This is a genomic window from Streptomyces sp. NPDC059850 (assembly GCF_042731515.1).
Taxonomy (GTDB): Bacteria; Actinomycetota; Actinomycetes; order Streptomycetales; family Streptomycetaceae; genus Streptomyces.
Genome location: NZ_JBHWJI010000006.1, coordinates 1 through 18,671, shown reverse-complemented (window position 1 = coordinate 18,671; position 18,671 = coordinate 1). Strand labels below are relative to the sequence as shown.

Below are 18,671 nucleotides of genomic sequence, written 5' to 3'. Positions count from 1 at the left end.
GATGGGCGCCATCCTGATCTTCGTCCTCGTTCCCCTGGCCTATCTGGCCCTGCTCGTGCTCTATCTGTTCATCGCCCCGGCGATCGCGGCTCTGCGCGGGATCGCCCTGGTCAGTGAACTGCTGGGGCGCTACTGCCAGTTGCTGAACGGTGTGCTGCGGCGGCGCACCCCCGAGTTCGTCACCATCGCGCCGTACCGCCCCGCCGACGAGCTGGCCCACCGCAACTACTTCTTCGGCCCCGCCACCCGAGATCTGCGTCAACTCCTCACCCAAGGGCGGAGGTTGTACGTGCGCACGGTCACCGACGCCTTCCGCCAGGTGAACGCCCGCCAGTTCACCGCGCCCTCCGTGCACCAGTCCGTCTCGATCCCGTACGGACTGACCCTCTTCCTGGGCCTCGCCGTCGGCGCCGCCGTCGCGGTGCCCGTGCTGGGCCTGCTCCTCGGCCTGCAGGCGCTCGGCGTGGCCCTCCTGACCGCCGGTGCCCGGCTGACCGCGGGCACCCTGCGGGCCACCGACCGGGCGGTGATGGTCCTGCGCGGGCTGCCCCGGGGCATGCTGTGCCCGAGCTGCTTCGAACGCGTCCCGTATCCGGCGTACGACTGCCCCCGTACGAACTGCCGACGTCGCCACGCCGACATCCGCCCGGGCACCTTCGGCCTCTTCCGGCGCCGGTGCGCCTGCGACGAGCGGATACCGACCCTGCTGATGCTGATGAGCAGGGACGCCCGGCTGAGTGGCTTCTGCGTGCACGAACACTGCGGCAAGCCGATGAACCCGGACGCCGGGCACATGTCCGAGCTGATCCTGCCGCTGATCGGCGGCCGGGCCGCGGGCAAGACACAGCTGATGGCGGCGATGGTGAAGTCGCTGGAGAACACGGCGGCGGACGGCGGGCCCGCGATCCGGCTCGCGGACCCCGAGACGACCGCCAACCAGCGGGTGCTGAACGAGATCCTGGAGATCCAGGGCCACACCCGCCCCACCCAGAAGACACTGCCCCGCGCCCATTCGTTCGTGCTCGGCAGCGGCCGCGCCGAACGGCTGGTGCATGTCTTCGACACGGCCGGTGAACGGTTCGTCAGCCGGGAGGAGACCGACGCGCTGCGCTACGCCCGGGAGGCCCGCACCTTCGTCTTCGTCCTCGACCCGATGGCCGTCGACGCGTTCTGGACCCGCCTCGACCCGTCCGGCCCCACGGTGGACCGCACGCTGGCCTCGACGGTCGACCCGGAGGACGTGTTCTCGCGCTCGGTGCAGACCGTGCGCACGATGGGCACCCGCCTCGCCAGGGCCCGGCTCGCCGTCGCCGTCAGCAAGCGGGACCTGCTGACCGGCCACCCCGCCCTGCTGCCCGACCGCCCGGACGACAGCGATTCCACCCGGGAGTGGCTGGGTGAGCGGCTGGGGCTGCGGAATCTGCTGAAGACGATGGATCTGGAGTTCGGCGAGGTCCGGTTCTTCTGCACATCGGCGGTGGCGAACGAGGCGGGGCGGGTGGACCCCAGCATCGCCACGTTCGTCGCGTGGTGTCTGCGCGAGTGAGGGCGGGCGATGGCCTGACCGCCTGGTGGCTCGGGCACTCAGGCCGCCGAGCGCTCTCGTCTAAGGGAACTACTAGGGACTTTGCCCCCTTAATGCTGTAGGGGAGCAATGCTGCAGGGGAACGCTGGACGGCCAGTTACGGAGAAACATGCGTCAGCAAATCGACATCAACCTCATGATTCCGCTGCACGCCCTGCTGACCGAAGCGAATGTCACCCGCGCCGCCGAGCGGACCATGGTGGGGCAGCCCGCCATGAGCGCGTCGCTGGCGAAACTGCGCAAGCACTTCGGCGATCCCCTGCTCGTGCGCGATGGCCGCAAGATGGCGCTGACTCCGCTCGGGGCGTCCCTCCGGGGGCCGGTGACCCAGGCGATCGAGTCCATTCACGCGGTGCTGGACACCACGTCCTCCTTCGACCCGGGCCTTCTCGACCGCACGTTCACCGTCGTCGCCAGCGATTACATAGCCATCGTCCTGCTGAAGCCCTTTCTGCAGGACATCGCGGACGAGGCACCGGGGGTGCGGCTGAACATCATCGCGCCACGCGACGGCGTCATGCCGTTGGTGCGGCGTGCGCAGTGCGATCTGCTGGTGGCGCCGAGCCCGATCGTGCCGGAAGAGATCCTGAGTTACCGGAAGAGAGATCTCTTCACCGACGAGTTGCTCGTCATCGCCGACAAGGACAACGACCGCGTCGGTGAGACCGTCAGCGTCGAGGAACTTCACCGGTTCGGGTGTCTGGAAGCGGTCCCGCAGGTCTTCCTGGAGCCGGATCCGGAAACGCCCGACACGAGCGTCAGACGGATGATTTCCGCAGGCTACTTCTCGGGCGCGATGCACCTGGTCGCCGGGACGCGGCTGGTGGCCCTGGCGCAGGCCCGGCTGTTCTCGCTGATCGGTCCGGCGTGCGGGCTGCGTGCGGTGCGGCTGGAGGCGGACGTACCGCCGCTGATCCACACCATGTACTGGCATCACCATCACACCGCCGACCCGGCGCACCTGTGGCTGCGCGACAAGCTCGCCCAGGTCGCGGCGGTGCTGCCGTAAGCCCGGGCCACAAAGACGCGCCCGGGCCCACGGCCGTCACGGCGGGCTCATGGCGTACTCGGTGGCGACGGACAGGGCGTCCGAGGTGGCCAGCACGGCGTCCAGGCCCTTGGTGAGGCGGGCACCGCCGATCTCGCGGTGGTCGATCCCGGCCTCGCGGACGAGCGTGCCGAGGGCCGATTCGCGTTCCTGCCCCACCGCGATGACGACGGTGTCCGCCGCGATGACGGCTTCTTCCCCCTCCGGGCCGACCGTGTGCACGCCCTCGGCGGTGATCCGTGAGAGTCGCGCTCCGAACACCGTGCGCACCCCTTGGCGGCGCAGCGCGTCGAGCGCCACCCACCGGCTGGAGCGGCCCAGCGCGGTGCCGAGACGTTCACCGCGGTGCAGGATCGTGATGTGCCGCTCCGGCGTGGGCGCTTCCGCCGTGTCCGGTACGAGCCCGTAGTCGCGGCGGAACCGCTCCGCCGGATCGGCCGGGTCTCCGGAACCGGCATCGGCGTGTGCGGCGAAATGGGCGAGGTCGACGGCGACCCCTCCGCCACCGATGATGACCACCCGTTCGCCGAGCGCGCCGGGGGCGAACGCCTGCGGGTAGGACAGCACATGGGGCAGCTCAGCCCCGGGAATCGACACCTCGCGCGGACGGACCCCGGTGGCGATGAGCACCCCGTCGTAGGACCGCAGAAGGTCCAGATCCGCAACCGCGATACGGCGTCCCAGGCGCACGGTGACACCGAGGCGGCGCAGCTCCTCGCCGAGGTGGTCGATCGCGGCCGCGTAGTCGGCCTTGCCGGGGACCCGGCAGGCGAACCGGAACTGGCCGCCCAGCTCGGCTTCCGCCTCGTACAGATCGACCCGGCACCCCGACTCGGCGAGGGTGCGCGCGGCTTGGAGACCGGCCGGTCCGCCGCCGACCACCGCCAGCCGCCTCGAGGCACGAGGCGGACGCGGCGGATGTGGCGGGCGGAGGCGCGGGAACTCCAGCTCCCGCGCGGCCCGCGGGTTGACCAGGCAGCTCACCTCGGCGTCGGACAGGGAACGGTCGATGCACGCCTGGTTGCAGCCGATGCAGATGCCACTGGAGCGGTTGTCCCGGGCCCTGGCGACCAGCTCCGGGTCGGCCAGGAACGGCCGGGACATCGACACCAACTGCACCTGCCCGGCGGCCAGGATCGCCTCGGCCTGTTCAAGGCGGTTGACCCGGTTGCCGGTGATGACGGGAACGGGAGCCACGGCGCGGGCAAGGGATTCGGCCACCGGTGTCCACACCCCGGGCGGCACCACAGCCTGCACGGTCGGCACCGGCGATTCGTGCCAGCCCACGCCGACGTTGAGCGCGTCGGCACCCGCGGCGACCAGCTTCCGCGCGAACCGGGCGACGTCGTCCGGGCCGCTGCCGCCATCGAGCAGGTCGGCCCCGGTGAGCCGCACGATCAGCGGGAAGTCCGGCCCCACGGCGGCGCGGACCCGCCCCGTCAGCTCCGCGCCGAACCGGGTCCGCCGCTCGGCGTCGCCACCCCAGCCGTCGTCGCGGTGGTTGGTCAGCGGCGAGAGGAACTGGTCGACGAGATACCCCTCAGAGCCCATCACCTCGACGCCGTCGAACCCCAGGCGGCGGGCGTGCCCGGCCGCCTCCGCGAAGTCGGTGAGCGTGGCCTCGATCTCGGCCTCGCTCAGCGCCCGCGGCGTACACCGGGAGACCCGGCTGTACACCGCCGACGGCGCCACCGGCTCCAGCCCGAAGGCGCTCGGGCTGGCGTACCGACCCGCGTGGAACAGCTGCAGGGCGATCAGTCCGCCCGCTTCGTGTACGGCGTCGGCGACCCTGCCCAGCCTGGTGCGGAAGGCAGGGTCGGACAGCACGCCGTAACCGGCCCCGCCCGCGCCCACCCGGCTGACCGCGGCGCCGCCGGTGACGATCAGCCCGGCGCCGCCCCGCACCCGCTCGGTGTAGAACGCGCTCAGCGCGGCGCCGCCGTCGTCACGGGCCTCAAGACCCAGGTGCATGGGGCCCATGACGATGCGGTGGGGCAGCGTGAGCGTGCCGATCCGGAACGGCCGGAAGACATGGCCCAATCGCCCGGTGCCCAATCGCTCGGTGCCCAATCGCTCGGTCGTCACGGCGCGAGCGGCGCCGTCAGGTCTTCGGTGAACGGTGGCGCCACCACGGACAGTCCGCCGTCGACGACGAGGGTCTGACCGGTGATGTACCCCGCCCCCGGGGACAGCAGGAACGCCACGGTCTCCGCCATCTCTTCCAGGGTGCCGGGACGCCCCTGGGGGATCTTCGACAGCACGGAGGAGATCGGGGCCATGCCGGGCACGCCGTAGAAGTAGTCGAGCGAGTCGGACTGGATGAGCCCGCCGCTGACACCGTTGACATTGATGCCCCGCCCGGCGAACTCGACGGCCATATACCTGACCAGGGCCTCGACCGCCGCCTTGGCCGAGCCCAGCGCGGCGTACGTCGGATAGGCGTGGGTGCTGCCGTAGCTCGACAGCGTGACGATCCGGCCCCCCTCCGGCATGAGCGGCACCGCGCGCTGCGCCCCGAGCAGGAAGCTACGGACGTTCATCGCGTAGGAGCGGTCGATGTGGTGCAGCTTCAGATCCATGATCGACTTGAACGCGCTGGCCGCCGCGTTGGACACGAAGTGGTCGAGGCGGCCGTACTCCTCGCCGACGGTGTCGAAGAGCCGGTCGATGTCCTCGGGGTTCTCGACGTCGGCGGCCACGGTGATGGCCTGCCCGCCCGCCTGCTCGACGAGCTTGCGGGTCTCCTCGGCCAGCTCGGCGTTCTTCTTGTAGTTGACGACGACGCTGCCGCCGTCGCGCCCGAGGCGTACCGCCAGGGCGCGGCCGATGCCCCGCGAGGCTCCGGTGATCAGGGTGACCTTGGCGTCGCTCATCGAACCTCTCCCAGCACGTCGCGTGCGATGACGGTCTTCTGGATCTCGTTGGTGCCCTCTTCGAACCGCTGCGCCCGGGCGTCGCGGTACACGCGCTCGATCGGGCTGGACTCCCAGTAGCCGATGCCGCCGTGCACCTGGAGCGCCTTGTCCGTGACCCGGGTGAGCATGTCGACGGCGTTCAGCTTGGCCATGGAGGACAGCTGGGAGGACGCCGCGTCCCCGGCCTGCCACTGCCGCGCCGCGTGCAGGGTGAGCTGGCGTGCGGCCTCGATGTCGGTGGCGTTCTCGGCGAGGGCGAAGGAGATCGCCTGCCGCGCGGCCAGGGGCTTGCCGAACGTCGTACGCCCCTTCGCGTGGTCGACGGCCAGCTCCTGGGCGCGCCGGGCGAGGCCGACGCAGGTCATGGCGACCGAGATCCGGCTGGGCGTGAGGAAGCCGCCCAGCGCCACCTCCAGGCCCCGGCCGACCTCGCCGAGGCGGTTGGCGACCGGCACCGGCGCCCGGTCGAAGCGCAGATGCGCGTGGTCGGTCCCGCGCACGCCCATGGTCCTCGACATGGCGTCGACGGTGACGCCGGTCGTGTCGCGCGGCACCATCAGCGCGACGGTCCCGTCCTTGCCCGTGGTGCCCTCCAGCCGGGCGAACAGGAGCCAGTAGTCGCATTCGACGCCGAAGGTGATGAGGTGCTTCTCCCCGGACAGGAAGTACGTGTCGCCCTCCTGCACGACGCTGCACCGCAGGTCCGCTCCGGTGCCCGCGGTGGGCTCGGTGAGTGTGAACGCGACGGAGATGTCGGTGGACACCTGGGGCAGCACGAACTGCTTGCGCTGCTCGTCGGTGGCGAACTGGTCGATCGCCCGCCACACCCCGTTGTGGACGTGCACGAGCATGCGCAGCGACGCGTGCGACATCGAGAACAGTTCCATCAGCTCCAGGAACCGCGGGAACTCGATGCCCAGGCCGCCGTACTCCTGGGGCGCGGCCAGCCGCAGGTACCCGCGGTCCCGCAGGTCCTGCTTGAGCGCGTCGGGCACCCGGTGGGTGGCTTCGATCTCCGCCGCGTACCGCTCGCCGGGTCCGCGGACGAAGTCCTCGATGTCCGCCGCCAGTTGCTGGAAGTCCTTCTCGTCCATGCTCACGCCCCGCTCCTCATCAGCTTCTGAATGTGTTCGCGCAGAAGAAACTTCTGCACCTTGCCCGCCGGATTCCGGGGCAGCCGGTCCATGAACTCCAGCCGCTCGGGCCAGTACGGCTTGGCGACCTGTCGCTCGTCGAGGAAGTGGCGCATCTCGGCGAAGCCGAAGTCCCCGTCGGCCACGACGAAGGCGCAGGCCCGTTCCCCGAGCCGCGGATCGGGCATCGCCACGATCGCGACATCGCGCACCGCGGGGTGCGTGTGCAGCAGCTGCTCGATCTCCCCCACGGGTACCTTCTCGCCGCCACGGTTGACGACGTCCTTCACCCGCCCGCTGATGCGCACGTAGCCGGACTCGTCGATGACGGCGAGATCGCCACTGCGGAACCAGCCGTCGGCGGTCAGCGCCTCGGCCGTCCACTCGGGACGGTCGAAGTAGCCTTCGAACATGCACGGGCCGGAGATCTCGAAGTTGCCTTCCTGCCCGGCGGGCAGCACGGCACCCTCGTCGTCCGTGACGCGCAGCCGGATGCCCTCCAGGGCCCGGCCGTCCGTGCCCCACATCTTCGTGGGGTCGTCGCCGGGCGCGGACAGCGAGCCGAGGCACGTCTCGGTCGTCCCCCAGGCGCCGCACACCGACGTGCCCAGCACCTCGGTAGCCCGCTCGGCCAGCGCGCGCGGCACCGCCGCCCCGGTGGCGACGAAGATCCGCAGCGCGGCCGGGGGCTCCCCGCTCTCCTCGACCGCCTCGACGAGGTCGCCGAGGAACGGCGTCGCGGCCTGGACGAAGGTGCCCTCGTACCGGCGCAGCAGGCCGAGGGCGGCCTTGCCGTCCCACACCGGCTGCAGGATCAGCGGCACGCCGCGCAGGACCGCGAGCCACATGCCGTAGAGGAAGCCGGTCTGGTGTGCCAGTGGCGACGGGACGAAGACCCGGTCCTCGCCGGTCAGGCCGAGGTGGTGGATCTCCATGGCCGCTGCCCTGGTCAGCGCGTCCATCCGGTGCAGCACGCCCTTGGGCTCGCCGGAGGTGCCGGAGGTGAACAGCAGCTGGGCCGGGGCGGCGGGCTCCGGACGCCGGGCGTCGATCCGGTCGCGGTCCGGGGCACGGCGTACGGCCTCGGCGAAGTCGTACCAGCTCGTCCCGGCCGTCTCCGGCGTCTCCTGTGGCGCTGCCTTTCCGCCGATCACCAGGACGTGTTCCACGGCGGGAGGTTCGTCCCTGTGGAGCAGCTCCGCCACTTCGGCCGGGTAGTCGCGGCCACGGAAGCTCGCCGGGACCACCAGCACCCGGGCCCGGGAGCGGCGCAGCATGAAGGCCGTCTCCCGCTGCCGCAGCATCGGCATCAGCGGGCAGCTGACCGCTCCGATACGGGCCACGGCCAGGGCGAGGGCGACGAACTCGGCCTGGTTCGGCAGCTGGTAGGCGACCGGCTCGCCGGGCCGTACGCCGAGGTCGAGCAGGAGCGTGGCGATCCGGTCGACCTGCTGGTCGAGGTCCCGCCAGGTCCAGCCCAGCTCCCGCCGCCCGTCGGTGCCCGGGTCGAACACGGCGGGGTCATCGGGACGGGTGTCGGCCCATCGGCGCAGGTGGTCCCCGATGAGGACGGTGGCGGTGCGGGCGGGCGCGGTGAATCCGGCCGGACCGGAGTCCGTCTGGCGGGCCTCCGCTTGGCGAGGCGTGCGGGCCTTCTCGGCCGTCTCCGCCTTCTCGCCCCTCTCGCCCTTCTCCACCGACACGTCCAGCCCGAGGCGGTTCATGTCGTCGAGGAAGCGCGGGTAGGAGATGCGGTAGGCGTTCGGGTAGGTCAGCCGGGTCTCACCGGCGGCCGCCGAGCCCGCGACGGCCAGCGACATGAGCACCCGGTGGTCGTTGTACGAGGAGAGATCCGCGCCGGTCAGCCGGTCCACACCGTGGCAGAGCAGCTGCTCGCCGCGCTGTTCGATCCGGGCGCCCATCTTGTTGAGCTGCGTCATCGCCGCGACTCTGTCGGACTCCTTGAGCCGGACGTGGCCGATGTTGTCGAACACGGTGGTGCCATCGGCCACCGACCCGAGCACGGACAGCATGGGCAGCATGTCGGGTACGGCCCGGCAGTCGATCCGTACGGGGTTCAGCCGCGTGCCCTCGTGGCGGACCCGGACCATGCCGGTCTCCGGGTCGGACATCATCGGCACGCCCATGTCGGCGAGGATATGCAGCACGTCCGCCTCGGGGTGGTCCACCTCGTGCGCGGGTACCGCGGGCAGGCCCCGGAACAGTACGTCGGCCGGGTGCAGCGCCGCCGCGGCCAGCCCGAACGCCGCCGAACCGACGTCCGGGGGCAGGACCACCGTGGCGGGGGTGGGCTGCTGGTCCGGGGCGATCTCGAACCGCCGCCCGTCCTCGGACACCTCGACGTACAGGCCGAACTGCTTCATCATCCGGACCGTCAGGTCCACGTAGGACCGTTCGTTGAACTCGCCCTCGACCGTGATCACGCTCGGCCCCGTCGCGAACGGCGCCACCAGCAGCAGCCCCGATATCCACTGCGAGAGGGTGCCCTGGATCCGTGCGTGGCCGCCCTTCGGACGGCTCGGCCGTACGGAGATCGGCGGGCAGCCGGTGGGCGAGTCAAGGTCGACGCCGAGGTCGGACAGCGCACGCAGCAGCGGGCCGATCGGACGCCGCTGGAAGTACTTCTGCCCCACGACGGTCACCGGCGACTCCGCCAGGCAGGCGAGTCCGGCGAGGAAGTAGAGCGTCGTGCCCGAACTCCCCACCGAGACCTCGGACTGCCGCGGGCGGTACGGACCGCCATGCACGACGAAGGCGTCACCGTCCACCTCGATCCGCGTACCGAGGCTCCGCAGCGCGGAGAGGGTGTGCCGCACATGGCCGGCGTCCGACAGCCCCACGATCCGGCTGACCCCCGGGGCGAGGGACGCCAGGATCAGGGCCCGGTGCGCATGATATTTCGAGGTAGGAACGGCGAGTTGTCCCGTAACCCGATCGGACAACCGCTTCACTAATAGCCGCAATTCCAGTCTCCAAATCCACTGGTTCATAAAGGATTTGCATCGCTTCCGCAGAGAAAGAGCTGCGAAGAAAGAGCTGCCACCTACCTCGAATTCATCGATCAGGTACCGAAGATTAGGGTAGCGGCCCGCGAGTCAGTTTGAAAACGATGACTTTCCCATGGCTGACATCACTGCCATCGATACCTGAGGCCGGAACACATCGAATGCGGAGACTTCCGCAGCGATTCGCCGGAGTGTCGAGCGAAGCCACTGCTGCGCGGGATCCGCCGCGGACTGTGGATGCCAGTACATTACTTCGGTCACGGTGGGCGTCGGCACCTCGATCTCGACCGCGCGAAGCCCGAGCGCCCGGCCGAACCTCTCGAACAGCTGCCGCTGTGTGATGGTGAACATCCGGGTTCCGGGCAGCATATGCAGGGCAGAGGTCAAGGTTTCCGTCGTGGCGACCGCGTTTCCCGACAGCGCGTTCTTCGGGAAACCCGTCTCGGCCTGATCCATGGCGGATCCGGTCACCCGCACATAGGGCAGGCGCACCATATGCTCGGCGGACAGCCGCTCACCGACATCGGGATGGTCATCGGTGACCACCCCGACGAAGTCGTCGCAGAGCAGTACGGCGCCGGGGAAAGCGGAGGTGCCGTCACTGGAAGCCGCCGCCTGCTGCCGCAGTACGAGGTCGCACTTCTTCGTGCGCAGCATGTCCAGGTGCCCGGCCTGCTGCCAGATCAGATTGATCCGCACCTGCGGCGCCAGGTCGGCCGCCTCTTCCAGCAGCGGCCCCATCAAGAGGACCGCCGAATAGTCGTCGGAGACCACCGTGAAGGTCCGCCGGGCGGAGGCGGGGTCGAAACTCGCCGTACCGCCCAGCAAATACCCGATCTGTGACAGGACTTCTTCAAGCTGCTTCTCCAGGGATTCCGCCAGGGGGCTGAGCGCCCAGTCACGGCCGTCCCTGAGCAACAGCGGGTCGTCGAAGACGCGACGCAGCTTGGCCAGCGCGGTACTCATCGTCGGCTGGCCCACGGAAAGCCGCTCCGCAGCCTTCGTGACGCTTCGCTCGACGAGGAGCGCCTGCAGTGGCACCAGCAGATTCAGGTCCATCGTGGCCAGATTCGGGGTCCTCATCGCTTCTTGGCCACGATGTGCCGGTAGCTGTCGACCGGCGGCATGAACTGCGCCGGCAGGAGGCCCATCTTCTTCAGCAGCTTGGTGGAGCGGCTGTCGTAGTAACCGGCGAAGGAACCGCCGACGGCCTCCGGCCCCACCCGCTTGGCCATATGACGCTGGACCATACCCATCCGCTGCCCCTGCAGCGCCTTGTGGAAGGAGCCGTCGGGAGCCAGCCGCCGGTGAACCGCGGCCCTGACCTCCGCCGAGATATCACGCTCGTGAATCCATTCCAGACCGAGGTCCTTCTCCTTCAACTCCTGCATGTGCGCATGCCGTTGCGTGGTGAACAGATCGACGTGCGAGAAGTAGCCGCCCGGCTTGAGAACCCGCGCGACCTCGGCGAGGAACTTCTCCAGGTTAGGATAGTTGTGCGCGCTCTCGATGTTGAGGACGACATCGAATTCCCCGTCCTCGAAGGGAAGGTTCTCCGCGTCGCCCTGGACGTAGCTCAGCCCGTCCCGGGAGAGCGAGGCATTGGCCCGCTTGACGGCTTGCTCCGACAGGTCGAGGCCGACCATTCCGGCCGCCTTGGTGACGCGGGAGAGGAAGTTCAGCCCTTCGCCCAGACCGCAGCCGACCTCCAGCACGGACTTTTCCGCGAAGTCGTCCAGATCGAAGGGTACCTGCTTGAGCGCGAAGAAATACAGCTCCTCGGAGAAACCGTCGGTGTCATAGTTCAGGAAATCCGGGATCCTCGCGTTCATCTCCTTGGCGATCTGGTCGTCATGAAATCCCCAGTTCCACAGGATTCCCTTCTTCGACATCTGCGCCTGCAGGTCGTAGCTGGTGGCGATGTTGTTCTTGAGCTTCCCGTCCTTGGCGTCCCCCCGGTTCCGTTCACCGTTCAGGTTGATCTCGTTGACGCTCGTGAACAGTCCGTACATATCCTCGCGTGTACCCATGGTCTTCCTCTCTTGCTGTGGTTACTCGGTGGGGGCGGGCGCCTGGTCCCGGAGCTGGCGGCGGAGTTCGTCGACCAGCGGGCCCATTTCATCGGCGTGCTCCGCCGCGCCGAAGGCGTTGAAATCCGGGCGTATCAGAAGGGCCGTCACACCGGCCCCGGCCAGATAGGGCAGATAGCGGTCCTCGATATCGACCACGGTGTCGGCGTCCAGGCCCTCCGGCGCGGTGCCGTGGGGCAGCACATGGACGATCCGGGTGCCGAGGCCTTCGAGGAACTCCCGCTGCCCGGTGTCGAGGTGAGGCCTCGGGTCGACCGATGCCAGCAGCACGAACCCGAGCCCGATCACCTCGTCGAACGGGCCGGTGCGGTCCCCGCTCGCCACCCGGGCCTGGGGGGTCAGGGCACCGGCCGGGCGGATCGGCGTGCCCTCCGCCGTGCGGTGCAGCAGCCCCTCGGACAGCGGGATCGGCGTCGACATGGGCAGGGCCGTCACACCGCTGCGTTCCCGCCCGGCAAGCATGATCGCGTCACGGTCGGCGGCCGCGACGGGGTCGGTGACACAGATGACCTTGCCCAGTTTCACCGAGGTGGTGATGGCGTTCTGGACGTGCGCGCGCCGTTCGGCGGTGTAGGTGTCCAGCAGCCGCTCATCCGCGAGCCCGCGCAGCACGAGGTCGAGTTTCCAGGACAGATTGGCCACGTCCCGGAATCCCGAGCACATTCCCTGCCCGGCGAACGGGGGCATCAGGTGGGCGGAGTCCCCGGCGAGCAGCAGCCGTCCGGCGCGCCACTGCCCGGCCCAGCGCGCCTGGAAGGTGTAGACGGCGTGGCGTTCCAGCGTCGCGTCCTCGGGGCCGATGTCGAACATCGCGAGCATGCGCCAGAGGGTCTCGGTCTTCTTCAGCTCGTCGATGCTCTCGCCGGGCAGCCGCATGAACTCGAAGCGGCGGTGTCCCGGTCCGGCGGACACGGCGGTCCTGGGCCGGGCCGGGTCGCAGATCTGCAGGTTGTTCGGCTGGAACGCGCGCGGCTCGTTCAGCACCACATCGCAGATCAGCCAGTCGTAGAAGAACCCCAGGTCGGTCAGCGAGGTTTCCATGCACTCGCGCACGAAGCTGTTCGCGCCGTCGCATCCGATGACCCAGCGTGCGGTGAGGGTGCGCTCGTTCGCGTCGGTGTCCTCCGCGACGATGCCGACGTGATCCCCGTGGTCCTCCAGCTCCACCACCTCATGCCCGCGGATCACCTGGAGGTTCGGGAAGTCCTCGCCCCGGGTGATGAGGGTCGACTCCAGCCCGGGCTGATACATCGCCGTGGCCTGGGGCCAGCCGCAGTGGCCGTCCGCCGCGCTCTCCATGTAGACCAGCGTTTCGCCCGCCGCGTTGCGCCAGCCGTAGTCCCGGGAGTTCTCTCCCACCTTGTCCAGGAACTGCCCGATCCCCGTGGTGGCGAGGATCCGGGCGGCCTCGTCGTCGAAGCCGACGGCACGTGGCATGGGGTAGGGCTCGGGCCAGCGCTCGATGACCGTCACCCGCCAGCCGCGCTGGGCCAGCATGATCGACAGCACCTGGCCGACCGGCCCGTAGCCGATGACGGCCACGTCGGCGTCGGGTCGCATCGTCGTCTCCATCTCGCCCGGCCCTCAGCCGTTCCCGGCCAGGATGTCCTTGACGACGCTGTCGTACTCGGCCGGATCGATCAGGGTGCGGATCTTCTCGTGGCCGTCCTCGACCCGCAGCAGCCGCTTCCCGGTCAGCACCAGCTGGCCGTTGGGCAGTGCGCGTCCGCGCAGCGCGGTGCCCGCGAACAGCGAGTCGCTGACGACCTCGCCCACGCCCGTGGCCTCCGGGCTGTCCCACTCGGCCACCTCGCGGGGCCGGAGTTCGAAGCGGTAGACCGGCCGCCACTCCCCGGTCCGGTCCTTGCGTTCCAGGACGTGGTAGGCGCCTTGTCCGGTCAGCCGGTAGTCGCATCCGTACTGGTGGCTAACCTCGTCGGACACCCGCAGCGGCTCCAGGTACGACGGCCCGGCGAAGCCCACGTCGACCAGCCAGATGTCGCCGTCGAGCCGCACACAGCCGAAGGTGTGCTCCAGGTCGGGGCCGAACCGGCCGTTCGGCCACCGCTGCGAGGCCGCCAGCAGCTCGACCTCGTAGCCCAGGTCCGCGAGCAGTCGGCGGAAGAGGCCGTTGAGGTCATGGCACACTCCCCCGTTGCCGTTCACCACGATGTCGGCGAACGCCTGGTCGACGTCGATGTCGACCACGTTCCGGAAGCCGGTGAAGCTGTTGATGAAGTGGCTGCTGTCGTACGCCACCGACATGAGGTGTCCCTTGTGCAGCGCCCGTAAGGTCTCGATGGTGGGCTCGGGCTCCCCCGTGAAGCCGATGCGGCGCAGATAGGTGTCGACCTCGAACATGCGGTTTTCTCTTTTCCCTTGGGTCGTCACGCGGTCACGTCGTCCCACTTGACCAGCAGTTCGCGCAGCCGCGTGACCACGAGTTCGCGCGTCATGTCGTCGTCCTGCGCGGCCCTCGACATGGCGGATTCCAGCTTGTCCAGCTCCTCCGCCACGGACGCCGGTGTGACGGCGAGACCGGGCTGCAGCGCTTCCAGCATGGTGTCGGCGATCATGCCCGCGGTGGGCTGATCGAAGATCAATCCGGGGGGCAGCTCCAGCCCGGACAGCTGGTTCAGCCGGTTGCGCAGCTCCAGCCCGGTCAGCGAGTCGAATCCGATGTCCAGCAGGGCGACACCATCGCGCACCAGGTCCCGTTGCGCGTGTCCCAGCACGCTCGCGGCCTCGGCGCACACCACCTCGACCAGCGTCCGGTGTTGTTCCGGCGCGGCCAGCCCCGTCAGCCGGGACAGCAACTCCGAGGCGTCGCGCTCGCGTTCCTCCGCCCCGGCGGGCTCCGCCGCCGTGAGCGCGGCCACCTCGGGCAGACCACGCAGCAGCGGCCGGTCCCGTGCGACCAGATAGGAGGGCGCGAACCGGGTCCAGTCGATGTCCGCCACCACCAGGTGGCCTTCGTCCGCGTCCATCGCCTGGGCCAGGGCCGATACGGCGGGCCGGGGCGCCATGAGCCCCACTCCGGCGTCGGTGAACTCGCCCGCCACGGACGCGTCGACCATGCCCCCACCGGCCCAGCCGCCCCAGGCCACGGCGGTGGCGGGGCGCCCAGCCGCCCGGCGGCGGCGGACGAGCGCCTCCACGAAGGCGTTCGCGGAAGCATAGGCGCTCTGCCCGGCGGCGCCCCACACGGCGGCGCCGGAGGAGAACACCACGAAGGCGTCGAGTTCATGGTCGGCCAGCAACTCGTCCAGATGCGCCGCACCGGCCACCTTCGCCAGGCCCACCCCGGCGAACCGCTCGATGGTGGTGTCGGCGAGCCGCCGTGGTTCCTGCGCGACCCCGGCCGCGTGGAACACGGCGGTCACGGGGTGGCCGTCCGGCACATCGGCGATCAGCCCGGCCAGCGCCGCGCGATCGGACACGTCGCAGGCCTCGATGGTGACGCGTGCGCCGAGCGCGGTCAGCTCCGCCTCAAGTGCGGCCGCGCCATCGGCGTCCCGCCCGCGACGGCTGAGCAGCAGCAGATGTTCGGCGCCCCGACCGGCGGCCCAGCGCGCGACATGGGCACCGATACCGCCCGTACCGCCAGTGATGAGGACCGTACCGCGCGGCGTCCACGGCGACGACGGCACCGCGTCCGCACCGGCCCTGGCCCGTTCCAACCGGCGCGCGAACACGCCCTCCGGGCGGATCGCCACCTGGTCCTCGCCGTCCACGCGGTCCACGCGGTCCCCGACGTCCGCGCCGTCCGCCCCGTCCGCCCCGTCCGCCCCGGACACGATCGCGACCAGGTGTTCCCGCGCCCGCTGGTCGGGCTCGGCGGGCAGGTCGACGAGACCGCCCCACGTCTGGGGATGGTCGAGCGAGAGCACCGTGCCCAGGCCCCACATCATGTGCCGGTACGGGCTCGTCAGCTCGCCGTCGTCCCTGACGGCCACCGCACCCGCCGTCACACACCACAGCGGCGCCGTGATGTCCCGGTCGCCGAGCGCCTGCACGAGCGTCACGGTCGCGGCGAGTCCGGCCGACAGGGTGGGATGCGGGTGGTACGGACGATCGTCCAGGGCCAGCAGGGACACCACCCCCGACAGGCCGCCCGCCACGGTGGCGAGTTCCGCGCCGATGAGATCGGCCAGCGCCTGACGCTCCTCCTGGTCCACCGTTACGCGCAGCACCTGGCCGCCGCTCTCGGCGAACGCGCCGTCGACGGACTTCACCAGCGGGTCGTCGTATCCGGCGGGCACCACCAGAAGCCAGGTGCCTGTGCTGGTGGCTGCCGCTGGCGCGGCGATCGGCTGCCACACGATGCGATAGCGCCACCCGTCGACCATCGACTGTTCCTGTCGACGGCTGCGCCACGAGGACAAGGCGGGCAGAACCTCATCCAGCGCCGCCGTCTCGACGTTGAGCGTCTGCGCCAGGGCGTGGGTGTCGCCGCGCTCGACAACCTCCCAGAACTCGGTGTCGGAGTCGGTGGTGTGGGGTTCCGGGTCGGCCTCGCCTTCGAGCCAGTAGCGCTGGCGCTGGAAGGCGTACGTGGGCAGGTCGACGCGGCGGGCGTCCGCGCCCGCGTCCGCGAACACCTGTGTCCAGTCGACCGCGATGCCGCGCGTGTGCAGCCGTCCTACGGCGGTGAGCAGCGCCCGGCGCTCATCGGACACATCGCGGCGCAGCGACGGTACGCCACCCTCGCCCGCCATCGCGGTCAGGACACCATCCGGGCCCAGCTCCAGGAATGTGACCACGCCCTGCCCCCGCAGGGTCTCCACTCCATCGGCGAACCGGACAGTGCCACGGACGTGCTCGACCCAGTACTCCGGCGAACACAGCCGCTCGGGCTCGGCCAGCTCACCGGTCAGGTTCGACACCACCGGCAGTCGCGGCGCGGCGTAGCTCAGCCCGGCCACGACCTGGCGGAAATCGTCGAGCATCCCGTCCATCAACGGCGAGTGGAAAGCGTGCGACACCCGCAGCTTCTTCACCCGGCGGCCCTCAAAACGTCCCGTCAGGGCGAGAACGGCGTCTTCCGCACCCGACACTACGAGCGATGTCGGTCCGTTGATCGCCGCGATACTCACGCCCTCGGTCAGCAGCGGGGCGACCTCATCCTCGGTGGCCTCGACAGCGACCATCACGCCGCCCTCGGGCAGGGCCTGCATCAAACGGCCCCGCGCCACCACCAGCGCCGCCGCATCCTCCAGCGACCACACGCCCGCCACGAACGCCGCCGCGACCTCGCCGATCGAATGCCCCGCAACGAAGTCCGGCCGCACACCCCACGACTCGACCAGGCGGAACAGCGCCACCTCGATGGCAAACAGTGCGGGCTGGGCGAATCCAGTCTGATCCAGCGGCTCGGACTCCCCGAACACCACCTCCTTCAGCGACCGCCCCAGCAGAGCATCCACGGCCCCGCAGACCTCGTCGAACGCTTCGGCGAAGACCGGATACGACGCGTACAGCCCACGCCCCATCCCGATCCGCTGCGACCCCTGGCCCGTGAACAGCACACCCAACCGGCCAGAGACCACTTCCTCACCACGCACGGCGGACAGCGCGTCCCGCGCCTCGTCTGCGGACTCCGCCACCACCACCGCTCGGTGATCAAGCCGCGCCCGTGACGTGGCCAGCGCAACGCCCAGATCAGCAAGGCTCACGTCGCGGTCGGAGTCCAGATACGACGCCAGCCGTTCCGCCTGTGCTCTCAGCGCATCCGCAGACTTCGCGGACACCACCAACGGCACGGGACCATCGGACACCGCAGGCTCAGCAGCCTCTTCCTCGACGGATTCGAGAATCACATGCGCGTTGGTCCCGCTGATGCCGAACGAGGACACCGCCGCCCGCCGGGGCCGGTCCAGCTCCGGCCACTCACGCGCCTCCGTCAGCAGCTCCACCGCACCGGCGGACCAGTCGACCTTCGGCGACGGCTCATCGATGTGGAGGGTCTTGGGCAGCACACCGTGCCGCATCGACTCCACCATCTTGATCACACCAGCCACCCCCGCAGCCGCCTGCGCATGCCCGATGTTCGACTTCAGCGAACCCAGCCACAGCGGACAATCCGCCGCACGCTCCTGCCCGTACGTCGCAATCAGCGCCTGCGCCTCGATCGGGTCGCCCAGCGACGTACCCGTCCCATGCGCCTCCACCACGTCCACATCGGCCGCCGACACACCCGCGCTGGCGAGGGCCTGCCGGATCACTCGCTGCTGCGACGGGCCGTTCGGCGCCGTGATGCCGTTCGACGCACCGTCCTGGTTCACCGCGACGCCCCGTACCACGGCCAGGACCTGGTGCCCGTTCGCCCGCGCGTCCGACAACCGCTCCAGCAACAGCAGCCCGACACCCTCGGCCCACGCCGTACCGTCCGCGCCCGCCGCGAACGACTTGCACCGACCATCCGGAGCAAGACCACGCTGCCGCGAAAACTCGACGAAACTCCCCGGCGTCGCCATCACCGCGACACCACCGGCCAGCGCCAGCGAACACTCACCCGACCGCAGCGCCTGCACGGCGGAATGCATCGCCACCAACGACGACGAACACGCCGTATCCACCGTCACCGCCGGGCCCTCAAAGCCGAACGTGTACGCCACCCGGCCGGTGATGAAGCTGCCCGCGTTGCCGTTGCCCAGGAAGCCTTCCAGCTCGTCCGGTACGCGCTTCACCATGGTGCCGTAGTCGTGGTACATGGCGCCTGCGAAGACGCCGGTCCGGCTCCCGCGCAGCGAGGTCGGGTCAATGCCCGCCCGCTCCAGCACCTCCCACGACACCTCCAGCAGCAACCGCTGCTGCGGATCCATCGCCAACGCCTCACGCGGACTGATCCCGAAAAACCCCGGATCAAACTCAC

At 70.0% G+C, this 18,671-nt stretch carries 11 protein-coding genes; 2 read left to right on the top strand and 9 right to left on the bottom strand.

Annotation, left to right across the window (positions count from 1 at the left end; genetic code table 11):
- Position 1: 1 nt before the first annotated feature.
- The gene (locus ACFV9T_RS06695) at positions 2-1,546 is read left to right on the top strand and encodes a hypothetical protein (RefSeq protein ID WP_385437157.1); all 1,545 of its coding nucleotides are present in this window, start codon (positions 2-4) and stop codon (positions 1,544-1,546) included.
- Between the two features lie 148 nt (positions 1,547-1,694).
- Positions 1,695-2,594, top strand: a complete 900-nt coding sequence (locus tag ACFV9T_RS06690; protein WP_385437156.1) for a LysR family transcriptional regulator — start codon at positions 1,695-1,697, stop codon at positions 2,592-2,594.
- Positions 2,595-2,630: 36 nt separating this feature from the next.
- On the opposite strand, the gene ACFV9T_RS06685 is transcribed toward ACFV9T_RS06690, so the two are convergent.
- The 9 genes from ACFV9T_RS06685 to ACFV9T_RS06645 all read right to left on the bottom strand — a co-directional run.
- Positions 2,631-4,718 carry an FAD-dependent oxidoreductase gene (locus tag ACFV9T_RS06685; RefSeq protein ID WP_385437154.1) on the bottom strand — a complete coding sequence of 696 codons (2,088 nt, stop codon included), beginning with the start codon at positions 4,716-4,718 and terminating at the stop codon, positions 2,631-2,633.
- Complete coding sequence (locus ACFV9T_RS06680; protein ID WP_385437153.1) at positions 4,715-5,506, bottom strand: SDR family oxidoreductase; 792 nt, start codon at positions 5,504-5,506, stop codon at positions 4,715-4,717. The genes ACFV9T_RS06685 and ACFV9T_RS06680 overlap by 4 nt, the downstream gene beginning before the upstream one ends.
- Complete coding sequence (locus ACFV9T_RS06675) at positions 5,503-6,642, bottom strand: acyl-CoA dehydrogenase family protein (RefSeq protein ID WP_385437417.1); 1,140 nt, start codon at positions 6,640-6,642, stop codon at positions 5,503-5,505. The genes ACFV9T_RS06680 and ACFV9T_RS06675 overlap by 4 nt, the downstream gene beginning before the upstream one ends.
- Before the next feature lie 2 nt (positions 6,643-6,644).
- A complete protein-coding gene (gene aroA / locus ACFV9T_RS06670; RefSeq protein WP_385437152.1) occupies positions 6,645-9,665 on the bottom strand; it encodes a 3-phosphoshikimate 1-carboxyvinyltransferase in 3,021 nt (1,006 codons plus the stop codon).
- 132 nt (positions 9,666-9,797) lie between these two features.
- Entirely contained in the window at positions 9,798-10,766 is a 969-nt protein-coding gene (locus tag ACFV9T_RS06665; RefSeq protein WP_385437150.1) for a LysR family transcriptional regulator, read from the bottom strand.
- 20 nt (positions 10,767-10,786) lie between these two features.
- A complete protein-coding gene (locus ACFV9T_RS06660) occupies positions 10,787-11,737 on the bottom strand; it encodes a class I SAM-dependent methyltransferase (protein WP_385437149.1) in 951 nt (316 codons plus the stop codon).
- 21 nt (positions 11,738-11,758) lie between these two features.
- A complete protein-coding gene (locus ACFV9T_RS06655) occupies positions 11,759-13,357 on the bottom strand; it encodes a bifunctional 3-(3-hydroxy-phenyl)propionate/3-hydroxycinnamic acid hydroxylase (RefSeq protein ID WP_385437147.1) in 1,599 nt (532 codons plus the stop codon).
- 24 nt (positions 13,358-13,381) lie between these two features.
- On the bottom strand, positions 13,382-14,158 hold the full coding sequence (locus tag ACFV9T_RS06650) for an arylamine N-acetyltransferase (protein ID WP_385437146.1): 777 nt from the start codon (positions 14,156-14,158) through the stop codon (positions 13,382-13,384).
- A 26-nt stretch (positions 14,159-14,184) separates the two neighbouring features.
- A partial coding sequence (locus tag ACFV9T_RS06645; RefSeq protein ID WP_385437144.1) for a type I polyketide synthase occupies positions 14,185-18,671 on the bottom strand: 4,487 nt, incomplete at its 5' end.

Bases quoted from the DNA above. Each gene is read 5' to 3' on its own strand.
- ACFV9T_RS06650 (WP_385437146.1), bottom strand. From the start codon at position 14,158: ATGTTCGAGGTCGACACCTATCTGCGCCGCATCGGCTTCACGGGGGAG.
- ACFV9T_RS06680 (WP_385437153.1), bottom strand. From the start codon at position 5,506: ATGAGCGACGCCAAGGTCACCCTGATCACCGGAGCCTCGCGGGGCATC.
- ACFV9T_RS06655 (WP_385437147.1), bottom strand. From the start codon at position 13,357: ATGCGACCCGACGCCGACGTGGCCGTCATCGGCTACGGGCCGGTCGGC.
- ACFV9T_RS06665 (WP_385437150.1), bottom strand. From the start codon at position 10,766: ATGGACCTGAATCTGCTGGTGCCACTGCAGGCGCTCCTCGTCGAGCGA.
- ACFV9T_RS06660 (WP_385437149.1), bottom strand. From the start codon at position 11,737: ATGGGTACACGCGAGGATATGTACGGACTGTTCACGAGCGTCAACGAG.
- ACFV9T_RS06695 (WP_385437157.1), top strand. From the start codon at position 2: ATGGGCGCCATCCTGATCTTCGTCCTCGTTCCCCTGGCCTATCTGGCC.
- ACFV9T_RS06690 (WP_385437156.1), top strand. From the start codon at position 1,695: ATGCGTCAGCAAATCGACATCAACCTCATGATTCCGCTGCACGCCCTG.
- ACFV9T_RS06675 (WP_385437417.1), bottom strand. From the start codon at position 6,642: ATGGACGAGAAGGACTTCCAGCAACTGGCGGCGGACATCGAGGACTTC.